The sequence below is a fragment of the Paenibacillus cineris genome (genome assembly GCF_018333335.1).
GTDB lineage: Bacteria > Bacillota > Bacilli > Paenibacillales > Paenibacillaceae > Paenibacillus_AQ > Paenibacillus_AQ favisporus.
In genome coordinates this window covers 2,495,178-2,520,112 of sequence record NZ_BORU01000001.1, presented here as the reverse complement: position 1 = coordinate 2,520,112, position 24,935 = coordinate 2,495,178, and the positions used below count along the sequence as shown (strand labels likewise).

Genomic DNA, 24,935 nt, shown 5'->3' with positions numbered 1-24,935 from the left:
AACGGCCAAGAAACCCGGCATAAACAAAATCGAAACTTTATATTAACAATTTATTAAATCGGTTAGACGGTGAACCGGTATCCCGCTCCCCATACCGTTTCGATATACTGCGGGTTGGACGGATCGACCTCCATCTTCTCCCGCAGTCTCCGTACGTGTACGGTGACGGTCGCGATATCCCCGTTCGAGTCCATGCCCCAAATCCGTTCAAACAGCTCGCTTTTGCTGAATACCCGGTTCGGATGACTGGCCAAAAATTCGAGCAGGCTGAATTCACGGGAAGTAAATATAACCTCCTTATTGCGGACGTACACCCGGCGTGCCGCCTGGTCAATGACCAGGCCGCGGATATGGATTTCGGTTTTGTGGGCCGCTTCATGCCTGCTCATGAGCCGTTCATACCGGGTCAAATGCGCCTTTGCCCTGGCTACCAGTTCGCTCGGGCTGAATGGCTTCGTAATATAATCGTCGGCCCCCAGGTTAAATGCGCGTATCTTATCGATTTCTTCATTTTTGGCGGAGACGATCAGGATCGGAACTTCCTTTGCCTGCCTGATCCTGCTGCATAATTCAAAACCGTTCAATCCCGGCAGCTGCAGGTCGACAATGATAAGATGGTAATCCGTTTCAAGAGCAAGCTGCAGCCCTTCGTCTCCATGATGGCACAAATCCACATGAAATCCGTTCAATTCAAAATAATCCCGTTCCAACTGCGCGATAGTCGTCTCGTCTTCAATAATCAGAATGCTGCCGGCCATCTCTGCCTTCCCCTCCTTCGTATGTGGTACGCCGCAGCGTGAAGAACACGCGTGTACCCACACCTACCTCGCTTTCCACCCAGATCCTGCCCCCGTGCCCCTCAATGATCTGGCTGGCTATGGCCAGTCCCAGACCGCTGCCTCCGGTTGAAGAATTCCGCGAAGCTTCGGCGCGGTAGAATCGTTCGAAAATATGCGGCAGTGCTTCTTGCGGAATCCCCGTCCCGTTATCGCTGATTTCGACGGTTACCCATTCCCGTTCGGGATGTACGGAAATATGAATGTTCTTATGTTCTTTATCCATGTAGTTCTGAGCGTTCCCGATTATATTAAGCACGGTACGCTTTATTTTTTCCAGGTCGGCAAATACGTTGACCGGCGGAATGGGCCGATGAGCCCATCCGATGACCACTCCCTTCTCTTCCAGAACGTATCGCTGCTCCTCGATGCAGTCGTCCAGAAAATCGACGATATCAACCGCCACAAGCGTGAACGGCACCTGTTTCAGATCCAGTTTGGAGTACAGGAACAGCTCATCCACAAGCTTGTCCAGGTCAACGGCTTTGGAATAAATGATGTTGACATACTTGTTCATTTTCTCGGGTGTATCCGCCACTCCATCTCGAATGCCTTCAATATAGCCTTTAATATTGGTGATCGGTGTCCGCAGGTCATGTGAAATGTTCGAGATGAGCTCCTTCCGGTTCGCCTCATCCTCCAGCCGCAGCTGAACCGACTCCTGAAGCCTTTTCCGCATGTTTTCAAAAGCTGCATTCAGCTGTCCGATCTCATCCTTTGTATTCGGTTCAAGCGAAAACTGCAAATTGCCCCTCTGAATGTGCTCTGCCGAGTGACGAAGCCGGTCCAGCGGCTTAACAACGCTGCGCGTAATCCAGCGAAAGAGCAGTGCATTGAATATCACGATAATGCCTGCCAAACTAATGACGAATGCCGGGAGAAGCTTTCTCGTGACTTCGCCAAACGGACTCCGCTCGCGAATGACGAACACACTGCCTTTCTGGCCGTCCGAGTAAGGGAAGTCGTATTTGGCGTACGCATAAAAACGCTCACCGATATTAAACGTACTGCGAATTTGGTTGTTGTTCAGGTCATAAGGCGGAAGATGGCGTCCCAGCTCAGGCTGGTTGAACGTATACGACTGGTAGATGCGTCCGCTCTCACGGCGTACATACAGCCCGGCTCTGACCGTTTTGAGCTTGAAATCGAAATCCTTCAGCAGCTGCTGATCCTGTAATCGATCCGGCTCATTTTTGGCAAGATACTTCAATTCCAAAAAAATAGATTCTTCTTGTTCCGTCAGCGGATTGAGCTGATAGTGGACTTTGTAAAAATCGCGCAGGCTGTGCACGTCGCCCGTCGCCGCGATCGTAAACAGGCTCGCCGTCATGGCAAAGACCAACAGGCTGATGAGCAGCATGCCGGTATAGGACAATAAAAGCTTGATGCGGATGGACATTTGCTCACCTCCATCTTTGATAGGTACAGAAAAAGCGAACGGTACTGACCGTTCGCTCTTTAGCGCATGGAATATCACATGCATTATTTTAGCGGATTTGCTGAAAGTTACGAACCTGCTCGTTCCAGTATTGCGGCGATTTCGTGATAACCTTTGCTTTTGGCATGCTGCAGCGGAGTGATGCCTTCCGCATCCGCGATCTCCCGATCCGCGCCATGATCGACCAGCAGCCGGACGATTTGCTGATGCTTCTCCCCGCCGTTTCCCAAAATGACCGCTTCCAGCAAAGCCGTCCAGTGCAGGCGGTTGATATGATTGACATCGATATCGGTGCGGGTCAACAGCTCCCGGACCACTTCAACATGCCCCCGTTCAGAAGCGGGGATCAGCGCCGTCCCGCCATAGCGGTTAGTCAGTTTGGTATCTGCATCTGCGTCGATCGCCAGTTGGACGATATCCAGCATTCCCTCAGCTCCGGCATACAGAAATACATTGTTGAGCAGATGATCCCTGATGTTGATGTCCGCCCCTTTGCTGATCAGCAGCCGGACCATCTCCGTCTGATGGTTGTACGTCGCAGCCATGACGGCCGTTCTGCCCCGCTCATCCTGTGCGTTCATTTCGATTCCGTCCTGAAGCAGGTTCTGTACCGCCTCAAGATCACCTGCTTCCGCCGCTTGTATGAATTGCTGAGTCACCGTTTCCACCCCCGATTGTTCCTTCGCTTGTTCTCTTGAAGAGCCCGGCATGATGTCGCATGAGCTGAGCCAAAGTATGCAAACGATACACAAAAAGAGACGAATCATAGATCAAATCCCCTTTTTCCTACTCAACGACATGCTAACACGCCCTACTCCATATGCAAAATATTTAAAACCTTTGTTTCGCTTACTTTTTTCATATAGCAAAATCTATGCCCCATCATTACACATATGAAGCATAAGTGAAGCATAAGTTTGCCAAACATCGAGGCGGGTAATAATAAGAAAGTGAATTTGAATTCGAGGAGGCTTTCCCCATGACAACCCAAGATCCGAAAAAGATACTGAAACAAAAGCATGAGCAAGATGAGCAGAAGGCGGAATTCACTGAATTCGCCCGCAGCCAGTCGGGACACACTGAAATGGAAGCCGGCCAGGAATTCGGCCATGACCGCGCGCCCGACGAACAAAACCGCATGAAATCTGTTGAGAATCGTCAGAGCAGCCGTTAAGGAGTTATCGTCCAGCCCAGCTATCCATTGAATATAGATTAACAAACAAGCCGCTTCCGGCATATCCGGAAGCGGCTTGTTTCATGATTCTTTCATCATTCGAACAAACTCCATGGACGCTGGTGAAATCTCCGCAAATGAGAGCGCGATGATCCCGATCTCCCTGGTGATGACCGGCGTAATGGGCTTTACAATCAGTTCATGGGACACGGAAGACAGCGTAAAATCGAAAACAAGACCGATCCCGAGTCGTCTGCGGACCATCTGGATCAGGGTTTCGGCGGTTTGGACGGTCAAGCTGCTTTCGAGATTAAAATGGTGCTGTTGTACTGCACTGTTCAACGCCGCCTCATGTCCGCCTTTACAATAAATCATGTCTTGCTCATATTTTCCGAGATCCACAATCTCTATATTGTGCAGCTCATGATCGTCCGGAATGACGGCCACCATGTGATCCTGAACCAGGCTATGATGCTCAAAGCCCGCAAACGGAGAAGCGACGAGCCCGATTTCCACGGTACGGTCGGTAACCCATTCCTTGATCTGGTCGGATACCCCCTCACACAGCTCGATTTGAACTTGTGGGTACTTGGCCCGGAACCTGGAGATCGCCTCCGGGAGCAACAGGGTCGACGCCGCAGGAAACGAGCCGATTTTGACTTTTCCGGTCAACAGCTGGTTCTCTCGGCTGGCTGCCTGGAAAATACGATTTTCAATGGACTGCATCTGCCTGGCCAATATCAGAATCTCCCTGCCCACATCGGTCAGCATGATCCCCTTCTGCTTATCCCTGACAAACAGCCTCACTTGCAGCGCATCTTCCAGCTGTTTAATCGTTTTGCTCACAGCCGGTTGGGATATAAACAACGCTTTCGCCGCTTCGGTAATGTTCATTTTCTCGGCGGCTGCCACAAAGACATTCAGATGATTCAAGTTTAAATTCATCACTCAACATCATAACCTAATGGTTATCTCCTCTATTACTAATGTGTATTTCAGTTATAAACTATTATAACGTATTCTAAATGCATGACAACAAGGATGCCCTGCACACATTCAAGGGTTGGTTGAATAGGAGGAGATTACCTTGATCGATCATGCAAAAAACGCGGAAATTCCTCAGGCATCGGAGGATTCCCGCGTATCAACACGCCGCATCTGGATTACCGCCTGGATCGTAACCGCCGTATTTATGCTGTCCAATTCAGCAACGCCGTTGTATGTGGAGTGGCAGACGGCGATGGGATTTTCGAATGGAACGTTGACGGTTATTTTTGCCGCTTATATTCTGGGTCTGCTCGGCACTCTGCTCGCGGCCGGCCAATTATCGGACCGCTTCGGACGCAAGGCCGTACTGTATCCGGGTCTATTAGCAGCGGTGGCGGCTTGTGTGCTGTTTGCTTCGGCCGATTCGGTCGGCATGCTGATGGCGGCGCGGTTGCTGACAGGCATAGCCGTCGGCGTCATCGTCTCCGCAGGCATGGCTGCTGTAGTGGACACTGGCGGACACAGTAAAAAACAGCTGGCATCCCTTGCCGCCTCCGTGGCCATGGTCCTCGGAGCCGGGCTGGGGCCTTTGCTGGCTGGAATGATGGCCCAATTTGTTGCGCATCATGTTGTCACGGTGTTTACCACTCAGCTGATCATTTTGGCAACAGCCTTCATGGTGGCAGCCCGCCTCCCCTCCCGACAGCACCCTGCACGCGAAGGATGGAAACTGCGCTTCCCAACAGTTCCTAAGCAAAATCGCCTGCATTTAGCTTTAGGAATATCCGCGTTTGCTCCAGGCATTACCTCGACTTCCTTTGTGCTGTCGCTGGGTCCGTCACTGCTGTCCAAACTGCTTCATGTGACCAGTCCCTTGGTAGCTGGAGGAACGGCCTGTATCATGTTCTTGGCGGCGACGGGAATACAATTCGCTGTCAAAAGGCTGCCGGTTCGGAGCCTGTTTCTCCTGGGAAGTGCGGCAACCCTTTTGTCCATGATATGCCTGGTTGCTGCTGTCATTGAGTCGGCACCCGTGTTGCTGGTTATAGCCGCTGTATTTGCCGGTGCAGGACAGGGATTAGGGCAGCTCGGAGGCCTGACGCTGATCAGCCTGCATGTCCCGGTACACCGCCGCGCCGAAGCCAACGCGGTACTGAATATCGGAGGTTATGTACCTGCCGCACTGCTGCCGATCGGAACAGGATTTGTGATCGATATGACCAGCATCTCCCTGGGTGCCTCGCTGTTTGCAGCGGTTTTGGCGGCGGCTTCGGTCGCGGGCGCCGTTTTTGTAAAAGTGAAGTTAAGTAAATAAATGAAATCGAAAGTTATCCCTCTGGACTGAACAATTCAAAATGATGTACCGGGCGAATTTCGATGCGCCAGCCAAACGATTCGCCCGCGCTCACCTGAACGGCCGGATGAAGAGATGCCACACGGACCGCATCTTCAAGATCCTCAGCTTCGATCAGAAACGCGCTGCCAATCAGCTCCTTTGATTCGGTAAATGGGCCATCCATCATTCTCAGCTTTCCGTTCTTGCGCTGCAGGGTCGTCGCGGCCTTGTCCAGGCCGGCGTCGAGAAGCACCTTCCCGCTGTGATACAACTGTTCAAGATGGGGCTTGCATTCCTGCATCACTCTGTCGATTTCATCCTGGGGTTTGGCATCCATCAGATCCGGTTCCAGGTAACCCAAACACAAATACTTCATAACTTCATCTCCTCATCGTCATATACAGCATTATAACGCTGCCTATATAAGACGACGAGAGAGATATTCCCGGATCGACATTTCTTTGCGAAGGACGAAGAAAAAAGTTTATTTCCGAGCTCCGCTTCCGCGGACAAGGCTGACCAAGAGTATAAGGATCGGCAGCAGCAGCAAAGCGATGATGGAACTGCCCGTTCCCCCAGTGGGAAAATAATGAAGCATTTGCTGGAAATTTTTGGCCACCCAGATACTGAACACACCGATCAGCAGCCCAACCGGAAATACCAGTGGACGGAAATCCGTCATCTTTAACCATTGGGCAGTTCCCAAAGCAAGCGTGTAATACCACATCGAAATTTGCGCAAAGCCCCCGAGGATCCACAGCGCCATCACGATGGCTTCCACATGCGAAAAGAAATCAGCGATATTCACAAAGCGCGAAGCAGACAGGAACGGGAAGGTGAGATTGGCAGTCGATTCCCCAAACAAAAACAAACAAGTAAAATTCGTGATGACCATCGTGATCATCATTAGAAATACGGCAAACAGCCCACCCTTGAGGCCGTTGTCTCCTTTTCGGACGGACGGGTAGACCGATGAAATAAAGATGAATTCCATAAACCAAACCGAAGGCTCTAAAGAGCCTTTTAGCGAAGGCTTGATTCCGGTCCCCAGAATGGGGAGCATGTTGGAAAAGCGATATTCCGGTAGAAGAAACAGAAAAATCGCCAGGACAAAGCACAAAAAAATCGGACCGAATATTTGCGCGAATCGTCCAATCACTTCGACGCCGGACCGGACGGCAAAAGAACATGTCAATACAATACACCCGATAATCATGACCAGCGGAGTTTTGGGCAGAAACGCCTGTACGATGAATTCGGCGTATTCCCGGGTAATCAAGCCGATCGCGTCGATTTGGAATAAGAGGAAAACGATGCCCAGAATGCTTCCGGCCCACTTCCCAAAAAGGCGCTGCGTCTGCTCGATCATCGTAAGCCCCGGATTTCTCCGATACAGCAGCCAAGCGACCGTCACGCTGAAGAAACCGAAGAAAGAGCCGATGACCGGCGAAATCCACATATCCTGCTTGGCATACATCGCGGTAAAAGAAGGCACGACGAGTATGGAGGTCCCGCCGATCATCAGGTACATCATCAAACACAGTTGAAGATTCGAAACTTTCTCCTTATCCATTCCGCCGTCCCCCTCCTAACCTTCGGGATAAAAGATAACCCAGATCGGTTTGGTTACTTGATTGATCCATTCGGTCGGACCGGGCAAGCCGGGAGCAAATAACAGCATGACCGCTACTACCCACCCGGCGAAGGTAATGACGGCAATGGCTGCCCGTTCCTTTTTCTTGTTCGGCTCCACACTCGAAAAATCATATATAAACACGGCCACAAAGAGCAGCGTAATGCCGAGCAGTTTGAGAACAATCATCGCTTATCCCTCATTTAAAGGTTTTACCGGAAAAACCAGGCGAAATAATATGTACACCGGAATGGGCGTAAACGCTGATTTCCGGGAATATTTCATCCCATCGAGCCTGTTCCTTGGTCCAACGTGTAGGATACTTATGCCAAAACGCATCGGCCGTTCCGAAAACATCGGCGCCAGTCTCATCCTGGATCTGCCGAAACGTCTCTTTCACCTTGGACTCGATTTCCTTGTTCAGCTGCTGTTCCAATCGGGGCATTTCTTGGGGCAGCATCACATTGACATGGGTTTCATTCTGAAGCACACTTGCTTCACCTTCAATCCGGATCATAACACTCCATTGATTTCTGCGAATCAACGGAATCAGCTTCGTATGGCATTTGATCAGCCGGACGGACATGATACCCCCATCATCGCCTTTACTTTCCTGTACAGGAAATGTTACCGTCGTTGATTCCAGCTCGTTACGGATGATCTGAACGTATCGCTTGACTTCTCCTTGATATTGACCCGCCATTTTCCCCTTCATTAAAACCGCCCCCCCGTTAATGTACGGGTAAGCATTACTTTGTCCAGATTCCTCCTTTTTCCCGATGAGTGGAACGATAATTGCCTTCGACCGACCTGCCAGCATCCCTCCCAAATCTTTAAGCGTAACTCCCATGCCTCCGGCTAGAACGGTCAATTCGCGAAGGGTTTCCGCGCTGTCCCGCTCCATTCGCGTGTTTATGCTCAAAATGCTCTTAGCCCTTCCTTTGCTGATAAAAAAATAAGCATGCTCCCTCGGCTGGGGATGGCGAAAGAGAAAATCGACCTGATCCATGATCCCCCTCTTGGCGAGCTCCTCCCCCACGATAAATACTTCGCTGTGGCCCCAAAAGACTTTGCGGGGCATTTCCTCCTGCAGCCGCTGGGCCGCATCCGCCAAATCCGTCCCGACTGCGCTTTTCACGATAACCATGTCTCCTTGGTTTCCACTGCTCGTCATCTCGCCGTCGCTGCTCATGCTGGACTGGTTGGGTGTGTAGACTTGAACGGACAGCTCTACTTTCCCGTTTGGCGCAGCATCCATCCCAGCTCCCATAATTAAAGCCAGATCGTTCACCTCGGTGCGGTCCCAGCACCCTGTAACGAGCGGGATGATCGTAAACAGAAAAAACGCAGCGGCAAGTCTTGCGCTTTTCATTTTCTTCGGCCTCCCCTTCCGGGTCCCGGACGCTGGTTAGCACCCTGGCGATACCTGTTCCAAACGCCGATTCGCGGTCTTGTATTCATTTTCCAAGTTGGGACGCGGACCAGGATGTCCTTCAGCTGGCTGAGATTGGTAGCTGTTGACAACGAAACATAAGGAACGCCAAAAGAACGAAGCGCGAACAGATGGGTCAAAATTAAGGTGATCCCCATCATCAGTCCGAAAAAGCCCAGAAAGCCTGCCAGCAGCATCATCGGAAAACGAAGCAGCCGGACCGTGATGCCAAAGGCAAAATGGGGGATCAGAAACGAGGCGATCCCAGTGAGCGCAACGACCATGACCATCGGCGAAGAGACGAGGCCGGCCGCTATGGCCGCCTGACCGATGACCAGCGCTCCGACGATACTGACTGCAGCACCAATCTGTTTGGGAAGTCGAACCCCCGCTTCCCTTAAAGCTTCGAACGTAATTTCCATTAGCAGCGCTTCAACAAGGGCCGGGAAAGGGATTTGCTCCCTCGATTTGGTCATATTAAGCAGCAGCGTCGTTGGAATCATTTCCTGATGATAGGTAACGATAGCGACATAGAATGAAGGCCCGATGAGAGCAATAAACGCGAAAAAATAACGCAGCCAGCGGATGGCTGTGCCGATGTAATAACGCTGATAATGATCTTCCGGCGATTGCAGAAAGGTAAAAATCGTTGCTGGAGCAATCAAGGCAATGGGAGTTCCTTCTACGAGTATGGCCGCTCTGCCCTCAAGAAGATTGGCTGCCACCACGTCCGGCCGCTCCGTCGTCTGTAATTGCGGAAAGGGCGAATATGGATTATCCTCGATGAGCTCTTCAATCATCCCGCTTTCCAAAATCCCGTCGATGTTGATGCGGGAAAGACGGCTTTCGATTTCAGTAACCAGCGAGGATTCTATGATACCGCTGACGAAAGCGACGACAACTTCGGTCTGGGAAAAACGTCCGATCCGGATCGACTTCATCTTCAAATCGGGCGACTTCAGCTTGCGGCGGATCATGGACACATTGACCATCAGCGTCTCGATAAACCCTTCACGCGGGCCTCTGACGACGGATTCCGCCTCGGGTTCCGTGATCGAGCGCTGCTCCCACTTTGCCAGGTACAGAGAGATAGCCCTTTCTTCCCCATCCATGAGCAGGACGACATTGCCGTCACCAATCTCGATCACCGCCTGTTCCATCGTTTGGATCAGGGTATAGGAGGACACCGGCAAGCACTTGCAAAAATCCTCTAAGGTGTTGCCCCCATCTTCTGACAACTGTTTCAGAGTGGGTTCGAGAATGTAACGGTTAATCATGTCGCTGTCGGTCAAACCCATAAAGTAGACGATGACCGCAGGTGTTTGGCCGCAGCTGAAATCGTGGAACACGACATCAAAGCAATCCGCATACCGCTCTTTGAGATGAGAGATATTTTCTTGTAAGCGAGCTGAGAAGATCACATCTTCATTGGTTTGCATGTCCACACCCCCAACCGGCAAAAGTCCATACTGGTGGCAAAATATACTTTTTTTAATATCGCAATAAAAATTTCCGCTAAACTCGTTCTGGCTACTTTGAAGTTTCTTCGATACAGTTTTAGTTAGATATAAGAATGTGTAGGCTTCTGAGACTCGGCTTCCTTATATCGCACTAAAGACTTCCTCTAAACGCGGTCTGGCTTCTTTGAAGTTACATCGATCATGTTTTTATTTAGATATAAGGAAGAAATAGCATCGAAGAGCCCGCTTCCTTATATCGCACTAAAAACTTCCTCTAAACGCGGTCTGGCTACTTTGAAGTTTCATCGATACAGTTTTAGTTAGATATAAGAATGTGTAGGCATCAGAGACTCGGCATCCTTATATCGCACTAAAAACTTCCTCTAAACGCGGTCTGGCTACATTTGAAATTTCATCGATACAGTTTTTAGTTAGATATAAGGAAGAAATATCATCGAAGAGCCTGCTTCCTTATATCGCAATAAAAATTTCCGCTAAACGTGGTCTGGCTTCTTAGATGGTACATCAATATACATTTTTATTATGGTCAGAACAGCTTGAAAAATTCGGTAAACGAGAGATTTCTAATATTTCCGGAATTACGGATGAACAGAAAATAAGAAAAACGTCTATCGACGTACCTTCTAAGAAGATAGACCGCGTTTAGCTGAAGTTTTTCTTGCGAGATCCGGAAGCGGAGGCTCCGAATCTTATACTTTCTGATCTCTTAAGAAAGGAACACCGCTGCACGGCAGTGCAGACAGTGTTCCCTCAAGTGCTTGATTAGTATCCTGCGCAGATTTGATCCCGGAGACGGTAGAATTCCTTCAGCTGGTCCTGCTCATAAGCGTATCCGGCGCGAATCAGCAGATCTTCCCGCTCCTTTCGGGCCACAAGCTGCAGTCCCACGGGAAGCCCTTCGCTGGTCAGCCCGCAAGGAATGGACAGAGCCGGAACCTCCACCATGTTGAACAGGCCAGTATAACGGGTCATCGCGTCAAAGACACTTTCCGTATAATCGCCAAAATGGACTTCGTCCACGCCGATTTTCCGCGCAGGGATCGGGATCGTCGGTGTGGCCAGCACATCAATGCGTTCGCGGAACAATTTATCGAACATGTTCATATACATTTCTTTTGTCTTAAGCGCTTCGATATACTGTAGTGAGGTGATATCCCGGGACGATTCCAAAAAGGCTCTGGCATCCGCTCCGTATTGCGATAAGCAGCATTCCATCCGGCTTTTGTGGACATAACCGGCCTCAGAAGCGGCGATGGTCAACGAAACCTCGCTGTTCCCCTCCACAAAGGAGACGTCCGTATCAATGAGAATGGCACCGAGCGACTCCAGCGCCTCCAGTGATTGAAGATACAATGCATAGGTTTCCGGGTCGATGTGTTCGTTAAAGTAGCTGGACGGCACGCCGACACGAAGCCCCCGGATGTCTTGATTCAGATATGGCAGGTAGGACTGCTTCGTCATGGCACTGAACAGGACTGCCAAGTCGGTCATATTGGCCGTGATCGGCCCAACATGATCTAGAGTCCAAGAAACGTAAAATACGCCCTCAGTAGGTACTTTGTTATACGTAGGTTTTAACCCGACAACGCCACAGGATGCCGCCGGAATCCGAACGGAGCCGCCCGTATCGGTCCCGATGGAAGCTGCCGTCAAATCAGCGGCTACCGCCGCAGCCGATCCGCCGCTGGAGCCTCCCGGCGTGTACTCATGATTCCATGGATTGTGCACAGGTCCATAATGCGGGTTATTTGAGGTGACACCAAGGGCATATTCATGCAGATTGTTTTTTCCCAGCAGGATCGAATCCTGCAGCAGCAGCCGCTGGACGATAGCAGCGTTCTCGTCTGGTATGTGATTAGCGTCAATCGAGGAGCCGTAAGTGGTGCGGATACCTTTCGTATCGATATTATCCTTATAGGAAAGCGGAATTCCGTACAGGAGACCGGTCTGCTCTCCCGATGAGGATTTGGCTTCGAGCCGCTTGGCTTCTCCCGTGGCCCGATCCTTGGCTATCGTAATATATGAATTGAGTGCAGGATCTTTCTTTTTAATCCGTTTCAAATAATGCTTCGTAATGTCCAGCGTCGTCCAAGAGCCTGTTTTGTACCCGGATTGAATTTCCTGAATCGTTTTTCTCCCCATCATTCATTCTCCTTTCTTAGTCAGACAAACGAAAACTTCCCTTTCGGGAAGCTTTCATGTCCAGTTCTCTACTAAGCTATGCGGAAATGCTAGAGAACGTATGGGGTTTTTGACAATAAAAGGTAATTCTAAAACATCACGAATTGGTAGGCAGGAGTCCGACGGATTTCCATACTTGCTCGTAAACAGACTTGATCGGGATCCTGTTCTCTTGGGCTATTCGTTTGCAATCCTCAAACTCCGGGGCGCATTGAACGGTCTCCCCGTGATGAATACCCAATTTTACGGTAACGGCTCCCCATTCTGTTGGGACCTGAGTAAATGTTCGTTCCAGACGGTGCACCGTGAGCGGATAATACCGGATGCCAAGCGTGGTTGTCTCGCGAAAAATGATTTCTTTCATCCGGTCGATCTTTTCTTTGGCGCATAGCAGCTGAAGCATCGTACCCGGCCGGTTTTTCTTCATGTAAATGGGCGTATAGAACACGTCGTTTGCACCGTTTTCGAGCAGAAGGTCCATCACGTAGCCCAGCCATTCACCCGAAATGTCGTCGTAGTTGACTTCCATCTTCACCATGGCATGATCGACATGTTCATGATTTGGGGGCAGCTCGGATTTCATAAGACAAACTCCTTTCGGATCAAGAGCGTTATTCGCCCACGATGACACGCAGCACGTTCGGCCGGTCGGCAAACGTTTTGGTCCCTGCTCCGTAACCGACGGCGATCACTTTGATAGACGGAATGGGCCCGTACTGCTGCGCCAGCACCGATACGATCGCCGCACCCGTCGGTGTCGTCAGCTCAAAGCGGACATCCGACGCTTCCAGCGGCACGCCCTTCAGAATCTCCAGCGTCGCAGGCGCAGGCACCGGGTAAATGCCGTGGTCGATCCGGATTTTGCCCATACCGACGGGCACGGGCGAGGAATGGATCGCTTCGATACCCATTTGATGAATTAAAATCGAGGCGCCGACAATATCGACGATGGAGTCTACTGCGCCTACTTCGTGAAAATGAACGTCGTCTAACGGAACGCCATGTATCTTTCCCTCAGCCTCCCCAATGATCTTGAAAATACGGAGCGCTGTGTCGCGTACCGGCTCCTCAAAACCGGCCGCTTCAATCATATGGACGATATCCTTGTATGCCCGGTGATGATGGTGATGATGGCTGTGACTATGCGAATGATCATGGCTGTGATGGTGATGTGCATGGTCGTGAGGATGGTGCGCATGAAGATGGTGGTCATGGGCATGATGATCGTGCGCGTGGTCGTGATGGTGCGCGTGGTCGTGATGGTGATCGTGGCTGTGGTCATGTCCATGATGATGTTCGTGACTGTGGTCGTGATCATGCTTGTGGCTATGGCTGTGAAGATGCGCTTCATGCTCGTGGAGAGATTCGCCTGAACCTTCCTCTGCCTCAAGATTCGCTTGGGAATGTTCATGCATGTGTTGATGATCATCGTGATCTTTCTCATGCACTTCTTGCAGATGCACGTCAAATTTGGTCGCGGTGATCCCGTTCTTGTTCACCTTGCTCCACTGCAGCGTATATTCTTCTTCGATGTTTAATTTCTGCAGCTCCGTCTGCATCCGCTGCGCATCACCGCCGGCATCCAGCAGCGCACCGATGAACATATCTCCGCTGATGCCGGAAAAGCAGTCAAGGTATAGCGTTTTCAAGTTCGTGTTCCCCCTCTATGTACAAGCTGATGAATCAGCGCGGCGTTATAACCTCCGCCGAATCCGTTGTCGATGTTCACCACGCTGATGCCTGAGGCGCACGAATTCAGCATCGTAAGCAGCGCCGACAAGCCTTGAAAATGAGCCCCATACCCGACACTGGTCGGTACTGCGATGACCGGGTGGGAGACCAGGCCGCCCACGACGCTGGGGAGCGCCCCTTCCATCCCGGCCACCACGACAGAAACCGTCGCCTGCTGGATTTCCTCCAAATGGCTGAGCAAGCGGTGGATCCCCGCAACACCCACATCATATATCCGGTGGACTGTGCTGCCTAGCACTTCAGCCGTCACGGCCGCCTCCTCCGCCACGCGCAAATCCGAGGTTCCCGCCGCAATCACCGCGACATACCCTTGCGAATCATCAGCGGGCATCTGCTCCTTTTTCCAGTACAAGACCCTTGCCGTCTCGTGATAACTGTAATCCGGACACGCCCGCAGCACCGTCTCTGCTTTTTCCTTGTCCACGCGTGTGACCAGGACGCTGCTGCCACGGGCTTGCAGAGCACAGGCGATCGAAATGATATGATCCGCCGTTTTGCCTTCCCCATAGACGATCTCAGGGAAACCCTGCCGTTTACTGCGCTGGTGGTCAACCTTGGCAAAGCCGAGATCCTCAAATGCCGCCAGCCGCGCTTTGGCTTCCGCCACGCTCAAGGCCCCGCTGCGTACTTGCTCCAGAACGTCGTCCAACAAAGTTCTCATCCCCTTCCAGAGCTTTCGTTATGCCAACACCTTGTTCATGCTTCCGCTCTGATAGCCCACCAGGTCAAGCGTTACGTACTTGTATCCGTACTCCTGCAGCCTGCCGGAAATTTGTGAGTGCTGCTCCAGAACAGTCTGCATATCCTTCGGTTCCACTTCGATCCGCGCCGTGTCCTGGTTCGTGCGTACCCGTACCTGACGGATGCCGAGCGATTTCAAATAGGCTTCCGCTTTTTCGACCTTGCTCAGCTTCTCCTTGGTAATCCGTTCCCCATAAGCGATTCTCGAGGACAAGCAGGCAAAAGAAGGCTTATCCCAAGTGGGCAGGCCGTAGCCTCTGGACAGCTCGCGGATTTCTTCCTTATACAATCCGGCTTCCAGCAGCGGTCCGCGAATGCCCCTTTCCTTTGCCGCCTGCATGCCGGGCCGAAACTCATTCATGTCGTCGGCAATGACGCCGTAAACGATATTTTTATAGGATTGCTCCGTCAACACGGGAACCAAATGGTCGAAAAGACTGCTTTTGCAAAAATAGCAGCGATTTTTCGTGTTTTCGGCATATCCGGGAATCGCCAGCTCGGAGGTTTCAATGACCTGATGCCGCGCTCCGATCCATTCGGCCAGCTCCCTCGCCTCTGCAAGCTCGGTCGACGGATACGTTTCCGAATCCGCGGTCACTGCCAGTACTTGATCCGAGCCGAGTGTATCGACAGCCGCCTTAAGCAAAAAGGTGCTGTCCACCCCTCCTGAAAATGCCACGACAACTGAGTTTAGTTCCCGCAGGATGGACTGCAGTTTCTCGTATTTTTCGGTTAGCATTGTCCTGCCTCCTTCCCGTATGGCCATTAAATCGTCATACTGCCGAACCCGCCATCCACCCGGATCATCGAGCCGGTGATAAAGCTCGACGCCTGATCCGAAGCAAGCAGGATCGCCGCCCCTTTTAATTCATCCGGCGTACCGAAGCGATTCATTGGCGTATGCCGCATGATCGATTCGACCCGTTCCGGGCTTAATATTTTCTGGTTCTGCACAGCCGGGAAAAATCCCGGAATGATCGCGTTCACGCGGATTCCCTCCGGCGCAAGCTCTCGTGCTAGAAATTGGGTGACGCTGTTCAATCCGGCTTTGGACACCGAATACGTAAACACTTTGGAGAGCGGCGTCGTTGAGGACACCGACGAGATGTTGATGATGCTCCCCTTCCGATTCTGCTCGACCATGCGTTTGGCGAAAATTTGGCAGGTAAGCACGATGCCCTTCAAATTCACGTCCATAATGCGGTCCCATTCTTCCATCTCCAGCTCGAAAAAGGGAGTGGTGCTGTTCGTACCCGGAGCGTTGAGCAGAATGTCCCATCCGCCTGACCATGCTTCGATGTCCGCGGCCGCTTGGACCAGGGACTCGCGCGAGCCCACATCCGCCTGAAATGCTTTCGCTTCCCCGCCTTGGTTCCGGATGACGCTTACGACTTCCTCCGCTTTGTCCAGATTCCGCCCGACGATTGCCACCTTGGCGCCGTGTTCGGCAAAGCCCTCGGCAATCGCCGAGCCGAGCACGCTGTTGCCGCCGACCGCTACCGCCGTTTTTCCCGTTAAATCAAACAAACTCGTCGTCATCTAGTGACTCTCCTCCGTTTTCGGTAAATTTCCGTGCTCGTCAAAAGGCAGATCATACGGCTCCGAGGCCAGCTCCATCTGCGGGTGCTGCTTCACATATTCAAACAGCGCTTCGGACACCTCAATTTGGCTCAGAACGAGCGTATTTTTGATCCGGACGATTTTCGCCTGGTTAAAATCCAGCACATTGCTCGTTTTCACCGCCGCCTGAATCGCTTCCTTGTCATTCGGCAGCGTCGTGGCGATCTTCGTCGGGGCGACGACGGTGGATGTCAGCCCGTTGGCGTAAGTAACCTCCAAATCCATCTTGTCGACAAGCCGCTGCGTCGTAAAGTCCGCCGTGCCCACCCCGTTTGCATTCCCTTCGGTTTGCGGCGTTAAATCCAGGACGACCATTTTGTTCACATCCGGCCCTCCGTGCGCATATGGCGTCGGATATCGGCCCGTGATGTTCGGATCCATGCCGTCGCCGCTGATGTTTTTGCCGATCTCGTCAATGATCAGCACTTCCAGCTGGTCAAAAAACAGCTTCGGCAGCAGTTCCTTCGCCTGAAGCTGCAGCTGCGGTTCCTTGTCGATAATCTCCTCCGGCGTAAGCACCTCAACGACTGCAACCTTGTCGAACGCATTTTCGATCGTCGCTACCCCGAACAGGACCGGTTTCTTCTCCATGATCATTTTGGCCATGGCCGGAACATTCTCGGCCATATATTTAAACCCTAGCTGGTGGCAGGCCTCTGCCCCTTTCTGCTTGCCAAGGCCGATGCTGATCATTTTCATGATGCCGCTCTCTACCGGTCCCCGAAAAGCCGTATGCGGCTTGATCCGGTTAATGACGACGATGCCGTCCGCAGCGGCGGCGTATTTATCCAAATACACCGGAAGGCCGTTCGGCAGCGCGCCGAGCTGAACGACTTCCATCGAGGAGCGGATTTCGCAGCCAGCGCTCTCTTCCGTGACGCCCAGATGCGCCAGTACCTCCCGCTGCCCTTCCGCCGTGGCACCTCCGTGGCTACCCATGCTCGGCACAATAAACGGTTTGGCCCCCGCTTCCTTTAATGCTTTGACGGTCACGGCGGTTAGCTCCACGATGCGGTCAAGCCCCCTGCTGCCGACAGCGATCGCGATTTCCATGCCGGGCTTGACCTTCTCCATAATGTGCGGCTGACGCAGCTTGGCCCCAAGGTCGCCGCCCAGGTCCACGATCTGTTCGTCGTTGAACCGCACGTTGACCTTGGCCATTTTCGGAATCGGAATATCCTTCAGAAGCTCCTGCAAAATACCCATGCGCTTTCCCCTCCCCCGTTATCGTTTCAAGAAATAGGCTTCAGCGTTGCCGTAACCGATGTTTCGAACCATCCGTTCCAGAGCCTCCATATCATCCGGCACGAGCCCCTTCTCCACCCAAGCTCCGAGAAGATTGCAAAGAATGCGCCGGAAATATTCGTGCCGGGCATAGGACAGGAAACTGCGCGAATCGGTCAGCATGCCGATAAAATGACTGAGCAGACCAACATTCGCCAGGTCCTTCATCTGCTTTTCCATACCATCTATATGATCGTTGAACCACCAGCCAGACCCAAACTGGACTTTACCCGGCACACCTTCCTCATAAAAGTTGCCCGTCATCGCGGCCAGGACGGCGTTGTCTTTCGGATTCAGATTGAACAGCACCGTTCTCGGCAGGGCGTCTTCCTGATCCAAAGCATCAAGGAAGCGAGCCAGACCCTGCGCAAGGTTCGTTTCTCCAACTGAGTCAAAACCGGTATCGGCACCGATACGGTTTTTCATCTTTGTGTTGGTGTTGCGGAGCGCGCCCATATGCAGCTGCATGACCCACTGCTTGCCGGCGTACATTTTGCCGAGCTCCTTCAGCAGGAAAGAGCGATATGCGTTAATCTCAGCGCCTGACAATTCTTCACCGTTCAATCTTTTATTAAAAATAGGCACGATTTCTTCCCTTGTGACGTCTGCAAAATCAAGGTACGGGATATCATGGTCGGACGCACGTCCGCCATGCTCATCGAAGTAATCCACGCGCCGTTGAAGCGCATTCAGGAAGGCGTCCAGGGAATCGATGGTTTGGCCTGTAATCTCCCCGAGTTTATGTACCCATTCGGTGTAAGTGGGGCGCTCGATATATAATGCTCCATCCGGTCTGAACGTCGGCGCGATGATGGTTTGAAAGCTGTCATCGGCAGCCAGCCGCTCATGATATTCCAGCGGGGACAGCGGGTCGTCGGTCGTGCCGATAAATTTCACCCGGGCTCTGGCAATCAGCGCCCTCGGTAGGAAATCGGGCTGCTGCAGCTTGGCGTTGCATGCCTCCCATATATCGCGGGCCGTGGCTGGGCTCAGAATTTGTTCGATGCCGAACACGTTCTTGAGCTCCAAATGTGTCCAATGGTACAGCGGGTTGCCGATCAGGTGAGGAACCGTCTCCGCCCAGGCCATAAATTTATCCCAATCCTCCGCATCGCCTGTAATCAGCTGCTCACCGATGCCGTGCATCCGCATCGTACGCCACTTATAATGGTCGCCTCCCAGCCACAGCTGCGTAATATTGGCCCATGGCTTGTTCTCCCATACTTCCTTCGGGTCCAAATGGCAGTGAAAATCAAAGATCGGTAAATCGGCAGCCGCCTTTTCATATAACCGAACCGCCGCAGGGGTATCCAGCAAAAATTCCGAATCGAGAAATTGGCTCATCCTGTTCTCCTCTCCAAGGATCGATAAGTGGTATGAAACCCTTTACAATTTTTAATTTGTTTATTAAACTTACAAAATATATTCGTACTGTACCAACTCCCCACGCCTTTGTCAATCGGGTAATTTCTTAGCGGGCGAGGCGGGTTCGTGCTACAATATGGTTTATGCTGAATTTTTATTACGTTCTAAAATTGGAGGAAACAAATGGTAACCGGAGACGCCTCTTATATTAAAAAGATCAACCGGGCGTTGATTATACGGGAAATTATAAAAGAAGGAAAAATTTCCAGAGCGGATCTGTCCAAAATTACAGCCCTAACCCGGGCGACGATCTCCGCGCAGGTAGCAGATTTGCTGGAAGAAGAACTGGTTGTCGAAACCGAGCTGGAGCACAACCCCGTCGGACGCAAACCGATTATGCTCTCCCTGAACGCCCAGGCAGGATATGCGCTCGGCATTGACCTGGACGCAGGACATGCGACATTTATGCTATCCGATTTAACTGGCCATCCGGTCACAACGGAAATCATTCCAATTCAATCGGAAGCCTATGAGGATATCGTACAGCTGCTGGTTTCCGCGATCGGACGTTATCAAAGCCGATGCGCGGGCAGTCGCTACGGCATGGTCGGCATCGTATTGGCGATCCACGGACTCGTCTCCAATGAAGAGACCATCAAATTCGTGCCCCGGTTCCAATGGCAGGACGTTGACTTGAAGCAGGATCTGGAACGTGCAGTCGGTACAGCTGTCCATTTGGAAAACAACGCGAACCTCAGCGCTTTTGCCGAGCGGGCATACGCTCACCATACGACCGACAACCTGCTCTGCGTAACGCTGTATTCCGGCATTGGGCTCGGCATGATCATGGACGGCAAGTTTTTTCGCGGCCATGAAGGCTTTGCCGGTGAAATCGGCCATATGATCGTCGTTCCCGGCGGAGAGCCCTGCGCATGCGGCAACCTCGGCTGCTGGGAGAAGTATGCTTCGGAGACAAGCGTGCTCCGGAACATCCTTGCGGCCGAACCTGGTGACGCCTCGGATATGGAGTGGATCAGCCGGCGCATTGCCGATGGCGATGAACAAGTGCTTGACGCGCTGAATCAATTCGTCTATTACCTGTCGATCGGGCTGAACAATGTCATCAATATGTACAATCCGGACGTTGTCGTCATCGACAGTGAGCTTCTGCGAATGGTTCCCGATGCACTGCAGAGGATCCATCATCAGCTCCACTCCCAAATCAGCCATTACCGGGAGATCACACTGTCGGGCATGGGGCGGAAATCCTGCGTCATGGGTGCCTGCGCACTGGCGATTTCCCGTTTTCTGAACGTGCCTGTGCTTAGCTTGCCCTCCGGAGACGACCTTGCTGATTGATTACGGGTATGAAAATCTAACTGATGCTCGCTCCCACTCCCTTTTCACAAGCCCGGATACAAGGACGCTGCCTATACAAAAAAACAAGCCCGGATCCATCGCGGCTTGTTTTGGGTTTTCGGTAATTTGATTTCTCGTTTTTTTTACTTGCCTATAACCCCAGCCGTCTGCCTAAAGGAGTCGGCATTCCGTCGATCGTGCTCCTGTTTTTCTCCTGCCAGTAGTCGTGAAGCCCTTGTTCGCCTTTATGCTCTGCCCACCGATTCAGCGTATCCCTTTCCTTTTCATAGGTCATGAAGGGAACCGCATAACCGCAGGACGTCTGCACTTTATGCACATCGATCGTGATGATCTGTCTGGCTCCGGGCATCGGATCAAACAAAGGGTATAATGTCTCCCACTCCCTGCTCTCCGGTAAAATCACCGTCCCGGTTCCGTACAGGCGCATAATGTTCGCCGGCCCTTCAAACGCGCAGAACATGATCGTGATGCGGCCGTTTTCTTCCAGGTGGGCACTCGTTTCATTGCCGCTTCCGGTCAAATCCAGGTATGCGACTCGGTTCTCGGACAAGATTCGGAACGTGTCATAACCTTTTGGCGACAAGTTGACGTGCCCCTCCTGCGATAACGGCGCCGTACCAACGAAAAACATATGCTGCTTCCGGATAAAGTCCATATGCTCAGGCAGCATAGCCGGAAATTGTTTCCCCATTTGAATCCCCCCATTCGTACTCTGCCGATTAATTAAATTCATTGTATGTTCATCCGCTGCATATTAAAAATATATTTTTACCGCGTAATCATACATTATAGTTATGAGTGTTTGTGCAATGGGGCTGCCATTCAGACCGGGTTAATTACAGCTTACATATTCATAAAATCGTCCCTCTCGACCTTACTCACCCGCAGACCGAACTTTACGTACCACTCGCTCTTCCCTTTGTCCTGAGCCACCCTATGCAGGGAATTCTCCTTCCAGGCCTTGATCGCCTCAAGTGACTCCCAATACGAGACGGTAATTCCGACTCCATCCGTTCCACGAACGCTTTCGACTCCGAGAAAACCCGGCTGTATCGAAGCAAGCTCGACCATCTTATCTCCCATTTTCCCGTACCCTCTGTTCTCTCCTTCAGACATTTCCGAAGTAAAAATGACCGCATAATACGGCGGCTGCGGCGTATTTGCTATAGCTCCCATCCCTATTCTCCCCTTATCCGTTTTTCTATCTGAATTATACCGAGCCTCTTACAATAAATAAAATGAATGTTTAAAATGGTTGTAATGATTATTTTTCATGGCGGGAGTGTTTGAAAATGACCTTGGCGAAGTACGAAATTCTCGGAAAAGTCGTCGAAACCGGAAACCTGACCAAAGCGGCGGAACAGCTGAGTTTAACACAATCGGCGGTGAGCCGTGCCATCATCAGCCTGGAGCAGGAATTGGGCATCCAAATCCTTGCCCGGGGCCGGTCTGGCGTCCGGCTGTCCCATGACGGAGAACGGTTGTGGGGATATATGAAGGAAATGCTCCAACTGCATGAAAACATGCTGCAGGAGGCGGATCAGATCAAGGGGCTGATGCGGGGAACAGTCACTATCGGAACGTTTACCAGCGTATCGATCCATTGGCTGCCGGATATTCTTCACCGTTTCCAGCAGAAGTACCCGCAGATCGAAATCCGGCTGCTCGACGGGCATTATCACGATATCGAGCGCTGGATTGCCGATGGGACTGCAGACTTTGGATTCGTGAATTTGCCATCTTCGCATGGCCTGGAAACGAGGATGCTCATACAGGATCGGATGATGTGCGTTATGCCGGCTGATCATAAACACAGCGTTAAATCCACGATATCACTGGAGGATATTGCGGATGAACCGTTTATTATGCCTGCGAAAGGCTGCGATACGGATGTAAGAGCGTGGTTTGACGGTCAAGCAGCGGTTCCCCATGTGCGATTTGAACTTGAGGACGATCATGCCATCATGGCGATGGTGCGATGCGGACTTGGCGTCAGCATCCTGCCGGAAACGATTCTTGCCTCAGCTCCTTCAGGGCTCGTGGCCCGGCCGCTTGGACCGGAAGCTTCGAGGGCCATTGCTCTGGCGGCGGTTTCCTTTAAGAAATGCTCCCCGGCGGCAGCGAGGGCAATTTCATCTATCGTGGAGTTGATCGGCTTAAAGGAATCGAATTCCTAAAAATATGTAATTCTCGCTCCAACTAAACTGCGAAATACTGCGTTTTACTATTGAAGTGAAAAATGCGTGTTCACTGTGATCTTGGGTTAAGGACGTGACGAATGAAAATCAGATGCATCATACTGTTATGTTTCTTACTGATTACGGGCTGTACAAATTCCTCATCCACAATCGAAGAAGCGATGCACAAATCCAACATCCCTTATGACGACATTTTAAAAACCTTTGATACAGACAATAAGCATACGGTGGTGTTCTATAGTAATGACAATCAATATAACGTCGGCCTTTTGAAGCACAACCGTCAAAGTTGGACTTGGATCGTCGGCACGTACACGGATATCCATCCTGACCAGGATATCGACTGGAGTTACTGCAACCTGAATCAGCTTAGCCCCATGTTTGTCGGGACTGTGAATAACAAAGACATTCGGAGCGTCGCCGTGGAGACACGAAAAGTAAAAACCGAAGCCCAGCTGATCCATTCATCCAACGGCACCGTATACTGGTATGTGCTCGTGGATGAACCGCAAAACCCGCCAATGCGATTCACCGGATATAACGCTCAAGGGCAAGTCGTGTATGATACAGGCTCGCTCGATGATTAAATTCCGCTTCATAGAACAAAAAAAGCGTTCCGATGCTCTCGCATCGGGACGCTTTCTTATGAATTACAGCCGATTATTCTTCGGACTCGATCCATTGGAAATGGAAGGTGCCTTCTTTGTCGACACGCTGGAACGTATGCGCGCCAAAGTAGTCGCGCTGCGCTTGCAGCAGGTTGGCCGGCAGACGGTCCGTACGGTAGCTGTCGTAGTAAGCCAGTGCGGAAGCGAAGGCCGGAACCGGAATGCCGCGCTGCATGGCGACGGACACAACGTTTCTCCAAGCATCCTGGTAGTTGGTAACGACCCAGCCGAAGTAATCGTCCAGAAGCAGGTTTTTCAGCTCCGGATTTTTATCGTAGGCCTGCTTGATGTTTTCCAGGAAGCGGGCGCGGATGATGCAGCCGCCTCGGAAAATCATTGCGATGCTGCCGAAGTTCAGATTCCAGTTAAACTCTTCGGAGGCAGCACGGAGCTGGGCGAAGCCTTGGGCGTACGAACAGATTTTGCTGGCGTACAGCGCCTTGCGTACGGCTTCCACAAACTCCCGCTCATCCCCTTCATACGGAGCTGTGTGCGGCCCTTTCAGGATTTTGCTTGCCTCCACGCGTTCTTCCTTCATTGCGGACAAGAAGCGGGCAAATACCGATTCGGTCACGATGGACAGCGGCACGCCGAGATCCAGCGAGCTTTGGCTCGTCCATTTCCCTGTTCCCTTCTGTCCCGCCGCATCCAGAATGACGTCAACCATCGGTTTGCCGGTGTCCGGATCTTTCTTGGAGAAAATATCAGCGGTAATTTCGATCAGGTAGCTGTCCAGCTCGCCGCGGTTCCACTCGGTGAAAATGTCGTGCAGCTCTTCTGTGCCGAGGCCCAGCACATCCTTCAGCAGGTGATAGGCTTCGCCGATCAGCTGCATGTCGCCGTACTCGATGCCGTTATGGACCATTTTCACGTAATGGCCGGATCCGCCTTCGCCGATATACGTCGAGCAAGGATCTCCGTTGACTTTGGCTGAAATCGCCGTAAGAATCGGTTCAACGAGCTCGTAGGCGTCCTTCTGGCCGCCAGGCATAATCGCCGGTCCTTTCAGGGCTCCTTCTTCGCCGCCGGATACCCCGGCCCCGATAAAGCGGATGCCCTTCGCCTGAAGCTCCCGGTATCTGCGCTCGGTGTCCGGGAAGAAGGCGTTCCCGCCGTCAATCAGGATGTCTCCTTCTTCCAGATGCGGAACGAGCTGCTCGATCAGCGCGTCCGTCGGTCCGCCGGCTTTAACCATCATCATGATTTTGCGCGGGGTTTCCAGCGACTGCACAAACTCCTCGATGCTGAATGTACCGACAAAGTTTTTTCCTTCGGCTTCGGCGAGCAGTTCTTTCGTTTTTTCCGGCGAACGGTTATATAAAGCGACCGCGAAGCCTTTGCTTTCCATATTCAAAGCCAGGTTTTTGCCCATGACGGCAAGACCGGCCACACCGATTTGCTGTTTGCTCATCGTTTCTCTCTCCTCCAG

The 24,935-nt window shown here is 51.8% G+C and carries 25 protein-coding genes; 5 read left to right on the top strand and 20 right to left on the bottom strand.

The features are described 5' to 3' along the window. Positions 1 to 62: 62 nt before the first annotated feature. The 3 genes from KI379_RS11850 to KI379_RS11840 form a co-directional block, all read right to left on the bottom strand. Positions 63 to 758: a response regulator transcription factor gene (locus tag KI379_RS11850; RefSeq protein ID WP_076165977.1), complete on the bottom strand. Its 696-nt coding sequence runs from the start codon at positions 756 to 758 to the stop codon at positions 63 to 65. Then, positions 733 to 2,235 (bottom strand): sensor histidine kinase, encoded by a 1,503-nt coding sequence (locus KI379_RS11845; RefSeq protein ID WP_212983669.1) that lies wholly within the window; start codon positions 2,233 to 2,235, stop codon positions 733 to 735. Before KI379_RS11845 ends, KI379_RS11850 begins: the two co-directional genes overlap by 26 nt. A gap of 107 nt (positions 2,236 to 2,342) precedes the next feature. Further along, a complete protein-coding gene (locus KI379_RS11840) occupies positions 2,343 to 2,933 on the bottom strand; it encodes an ankyrin repeat domain-containing protein (protein ID WP_089550202.1) in 591 nt (196 codons plus the stop codon). Positions 2,934 to 3,253: 320 nt separating this feature from the next. On the opposite strand from KI379_RS11840, the gene KI379_RS11835 reads away from it, so the two are divergent. Continuing rightward, on the top strand, positions 3,254 to 3,448 hold the full coding sequence (locus tag KI379_RS11835) for a hypothetical protein (RefSeq protein WP_105443075.1): 195 nt from the start codon (positions 3,254 to 3,256) through the stop codon (positions 3,446 to 3,448). A gap of 81 nt (positions 3,449 to 3,529) precedes the next feature. Here the strand turns inward: KI379_RS11835 and KI379_RS11830 are convergent, their stop codons facing one another. Beyond that, positions 3,530 to 4,393: a LysR family transcriptional regulator gene (locus tag KI379_RS11830; RefSeq protein ID WP_076165990.1), complete on the bottom strand. Its 864-nt coding sequence runs from the start codon at positions 4,391 to 4,393 to the stop codon at positions 3,530 to 3,532. A 142-nt stretch (positions 4,394 to 4,535) separates the two neighbouring features. On the opposite strand from KI379_RS11830, the gene KI379_RS11825 reads away from it, so the two are divergent. Beyond that, the gene (locus KI379_RS11825) at positions 4,536 to 5,750 is read left to right on the top strand and encodes an MFS transporter (RefSeq protein ID WP_084203692.1); all 1,215 of its coding nucleotides are present in this window, start codon (positions 4,536 to 4,538) and stop codon (positions 5,748 to 5,750) included. 13 nt (positions 5,751 to 5,763) lie between these two features. On the opposite strand, the gene KI379_RS11820 is transcribed toward KI379_RS11825, so the two are convergent. The 13 genes from KI379_RS11820 to uxaC form a co-directional block, all read right to left on the bottom strand. Further along, positions 5,764 to 6,147 carry a YciI family protein gene (locus tag KI379_RS11820; RefSeq protein WP_076165995.1) on the bottom strand — a complete coding sequence of 128 codons (384 nt, stop codon included), beginning with the start codon at positions 6,145 to 6,147 and terminating at the stop codon, positions 5,764 to 5,766. 108 nt (positions 6,148 to 6,255) lie between these two features. After that, positions 6,256 to 7,344, bottom strand: a complete 1,089-nt coding sequence (locus tag KI379_RS11815) for a GerAB/ArcD/ProY family transporter (RefSeq protein ID WP_212983668.1) — start codon at positions 7,342 to 7,344, stop codon at positions 6,256 to 6,258. A 15-nt stretch (positions 7,345 to 7,359) separates the two neighbouring features. Continuing rightward, entirely contained in the window at positions 7,360 to 7,593 is a 234-nt protein-coding gene (locus tag KI379_RS11810; protein ID WP_089547164.1) for a hypothetical protein, read from the bottom strand. Positions 7,594 to 7,603: 10 nt separating this feature from the next. Continuing rightward, positions 7,604 to 8,776 (bottom strand): Ger(x)C family spore germination protein, encoded by a 1,173-nt coding sequence (locus KI379_RS11805; protein WP_089547163.1) that lies wholly within the window; start codon positions 8,774 to 8,776, stop codon positions 7,604 to 7,606. After that, complete coding sequence (locus tag KI379_RS11800; RefSeq protein WP_076166011.1) at positions 8,773 to 10,275, bottom strand: spore germination protein; 1,503 nt, start codon at positions 10,273 to 10,275, stop codon at positions 8,773 to 8,775. Before KI379_RS11800 ends, KI379_RS11805 begins: the two co-directional genes overlap by 4 nt. Before the next feature lie 804 nt (positions 10,276 to 11,079). Continuing rightward, the gene (locus KI379_RS11795) at positions 11,080 to 12,462 is read right to left on the bottom strand and encodes an amidase (protein ID WP_244879264.1); all 1,383 of its coding nucleotides are present in this window, start codon (positions 12,460 to 12,462) and stop codon (positions 11,080 to 11,082) included. Between the two features lie 133 nt (positions 12,463 to 12,595). Continuing rightward, positions 12,596 to 13,081: a nickel insertion protein gene (larC, locus tag KI379_RS34240; RefSeq protein WP_212983667.1), complete on the bottom strand. Its 486-nt coding sequence runs from the start codon at positions 13,079 to 13,081 to the stop codon at positions 12,596 to 12,598. A gap of 28 nt (positions 13,082 to 13,109) precedes the next feature. Next, positions 13,110 to 14,147, bottom strand: a complete 1,038-nt coding sequence (locus KI379_RS34235; protein ID WP_212983666.1) for a LarC family nickel insertion protein — start codon at positions 14,145 to 14,147, stop codon at positions 13,110 to 13,112. Next, positions 14,144 to 14,911, bottom strand: coding sequence for a nickel pincer cofactor biosynthesis protein LarB (gene larB / locus KI379_RS11780; RefSeq protein WP_373309552.1), 768 nt, complete (start codon positions 14,909 to 14,911; stop codon positions 14,144 to 14,146). The genes KI379_RS34235 and larB overlap by 4 nt, the downstream gene beginning before the upstream one ends. Before the next feature lie 18 nt (positions 14,912 to 14,929). Beyond that, a complete protein-coding gene (gene larE, locus KI379_RS11775; RefSeq protein WP_212983665.1) occupies positions 14,930 to 15,730 on the bottom strand; it encodes an ATP-dependent sacrificial sulfur transferase LarE in 801 nt (266 codons plus the stop codon). 26 nt (positions 15,731 to 15,756) lie between these two features. Then, a complete protein-coding gene (locus KI379_RS11770; RefSeq protein ID WP_089547157.1) occupies positions 15,757 to 16,530 on the bottom strand; it encodes an SDR family oxidoreductase in 774 nt (257 codons plus the stop codon). After that, positions 16,531 to 17,817 (bottom strand): lactate racemase domain-containing protein, encoded by a 1,287-nt coding sequence (locus KI379_RS11765; RefSeq protein ID WP_212983664.1) that lies wholly within the window; start codon positions 17,815 to 17,817, stop codon positions 16,531 to 16,533. 18 nt (positions 17,818 to 17,835) lie between these two features. Beyond that, positions 17,836 to 19,239, bottom strand: a complete 1,404-nt coding sequence (gene uxaC, locus KI379_RS11760) for a glucuronate isomerase (protein ID WP_212983663.1) — start codon at positions 19,237 to 19,239, stop codon at positions 17,836 to 17,838. A gap of 204 nt (positions 19,240 to 19,443) precedes the next feature. On the opposite strand from uxaC, the gene KI379_RS11755 reads away from it, so the two are divergent. Next, positions 19,444 to 20,619, top strand: a complete 1,176-nt coding sequence (locus KI379_RS11755; RefSeq protein WP_212983662.1) for an ROK family protein — start codon at positions 19,444 to 19,446, stop codon at positions 20,617 to 20,619. Between the two features lie 151 nt (positions 20,620 to 20,770). On the opposite strand, the gene KI379_RS11750 is transcribed toward KI379_RS11755, so the two are convergent. Continuing rightward, on the bottom strand, positions 20,771 to 21,331 hold the full coding sequence (locus KI379_RS11750; RefSeq protein ID WP_076166047.1) for a pyridoxamine 5'-phosphate oxidase family protein: 561 nt from the start codon (positions 21,329 to 21,331) through the stop codon (positions 20,771 to 20,773). A gap of 152 nt (positions 21,332 to 21,483) precedes the next feature. Next, a complete protein-coding gene (locus KI379_RS11745; protein ID WP_212983661.1) occupies positions 21,484 to 21,816 on the bottom strand; it encodes an antibiotic biosynthesis monooxygenase family protein in 333 nt (110 codons plus the stop codon). Positions 21,817 to 21,932: 116 nt separating this feature from the next. Here KI379_RS11745 and KI379_RS11740 point away from each other — a divergent pair, with 116 nt between their 5' ends. Next, the gene (locus KI379_RS11740) at positions 21,933 to 22,817 is read left to right on the top strand and encodes a LysR family transcriptional regulator (RefSeq protein ID WP_212983660.1); all 885 of its coding nucleotides are present in this window, start codon (positions 21,933 to 21,935) and stop codon (positions 22,815 to 22,817) included. Positions 22,818 to 22,999: 182 nt separating this feature from the next. Beyond that, positions 23,000 to 23,425, top strand: a complete 426-nt coding sequence (locus tag KI379_RS11735; RefSeq protein WP_212983659.1) for a hypothetical protein — start codon at positions 23,000 to 23,002, stop codon at positions 23,423 to 23,425. A gap of 73 nt (positions 23,426 to 23,498) precedes the next feature. On the opposite strand, the gene gndA is transcribed toward KI379_RS11735, so the two are convergent. Beyond that, entirely contained in the window at positions 23,499 to 24,917 is a 1,419-nt protein-coding gene (gene gndA / locus KI379_RS11730; protein WP_089547150.1) for an NADP-dependent phosphogluconate dehydrogenase, read from the bottom strand. Positions 24,918 to 24,935: the final 18 nt, after the last annotated feature.

What these genes read in the sequence shown, in the direction of transcription:
- KI379_RS11740 (WP_212983660.1), top strand. Translation starts at nt 21,933, where the DNA reads ATGACCTTGGCGAAGTACGAAATTCTCGGAAAAGTCGTCGAAACCGGA.
- larE (WP_212983665.1), bottom strand. Translation starts at nt 15,730, where the DNA reads ATGCTAACCGAAAAATACGAGAAACTGCAGTCCATCCTGCGGGAACTA.
- KI379_RS11750 (WP_076166047.1), bottom strand. Translation starts at nt 21,331, where the DNA reads ATGGGGAAACAATTTCCGGCTATGCTGCCTGAGCATATGGACTTTATC.
- KI379_RS11795 (WP_244879264.1), bottom strand. Translation starts at nt 12,462, where the DNA reads ATGATGGGGAGAAAAACGATTCAGGAAATTCAATCCGGGTACAAAACA.
- KI379_RS11800 (WP_076166011.1), bottom strand. Translation starts at nt 10,275, where the DNA reads ATGCAAACCAATGAAGATGTGATCTTCTCAGCTCGCTTACAAGAAAAT.
- KI379_RS11810 (WP_089547164.1), bottom strand. Translation starts at nt 7,593, where the DNA reads ATGATTGTTCTCAAACTGCTCGGCATTACGCTGCTCTTTGTGGCCGTG.
- KI379_RS11805 (WP_089547163.1), bottom strand. Translation starts at nt 8,776, where the DNA reads ATGAAAAGCGCAAGACTTGCCGCTGCGTTTTTTCTGTTTACGATCATC.
- KI379_RS11735 (WP_212983659.1), top strand. Translation starts at nt 23,000, where the DNA reads ATGCACAAATCCAACATCCCTTATGACGACATTTTAAAAACCTTTGAT.
- uxaC (WP_212983663.1), bottom strand. Translation starts at nt 19,239, where the DNA reads ATGAGCCAATTTCTCGATTCGGAATTTTTGCTGGATACCCCTGCGGCG.
- larC (WP_212983667.1), bottom strand. Translation starts at nt 13,081, where the DNA reads ATGAAATCCGAGCTGCCCCCAAATCATGAACATGTCGATCATGCCATG.
- KI379_RS11845 (WP_212983669.1), bottom strand. Translation starts at nt 2,235, where the DNA reads ATGTCCATCCGCATCAAGCTTTTATTGTCCTATACCGGCATGCTGCTC.
- KI379_RS11820 (WP_076165995.1), bottom strand. Translation starts at nt 6,147, where the DNA reads ATGAAGTATTTGTGTTTGGGTTACCTGGAACCGGATCTGATGGATGCC.
- KI379_RS11850 (WP_076165977.1), bottom strand. Translation starts at nt 758, where the DNA reads ATGGCCGGCAGCATTCTGATTATTGAAGACGAGACGACTATCGCGCAG.
- KI379_RS11745 (WP_212983661.1), bottom strand. Translation starts at nt 21,816, where the DNA reads ATGGGAGCTATAGCAAATACGCCGCAGCCGCCGTATTATGCGGTCATT.
- KI379_RS11830 (WP_076165990.1), bottom strand. Translation starts at nt 4,393, where the DNA reads ATGAATTTAAACTTGAATCATCTGAATGTCTTTGTGGCAGCCGCCGAG.
- KI379_RS11755 (WP_212983662.1), top strand. Translation starts at nt 19,444, where the DNA reads ATGGTAACCGGAGACGCCTCTTATATTAAAAAGATCAACCGGGCGTTG.
- KI379_RS11835 (WP_105443075.1), top strand. Translation starts at nt 3,254, where the DNA reads ATGACAACCCAAGATCCGAAAAAGATACTGAAACAAAAGCATGAGCAA.
- gndA (WP_089547150.1), bottom strand. Translation starts at nt 24,917, where the DNA reads ATGAGCAAACAGCAAATCGGTGTGGCCGGTCTTGCCGTCATGGGCAAA.
- KI379_RS11770 (WP_089547157.1), bottom strand. Translation starts at nt 16,530, where the DNA reads ATGACGACGAGTTTGTTTGATTTAACGGGAAAAACGGCGGTAGCGGTC.
- KI379_RS11765 (WP_212983664.1), bottom strand. Translation starts at nt 17,817, where the DNA reads ATGGGTATTTTGCAGGAGCTTCTGAAGGATATTCCGATTCCGAAAATG.
- larB (WP_373309552.1), bottom strand. Translation starts at nt 14,911, where the DNA reads ATGAGAACTTTGTTGGACGACGTTCTGGAGCAAGTACGCAGCGGGGCC.
- KI379_RS11815 (WP_212983668.1), bottom strand. Translation starts at nt 7,344, where the DNA reads ATGGATAAGGAGAAAGTTTCGAATCTTCAACTGTGTTTGATGATGTAC.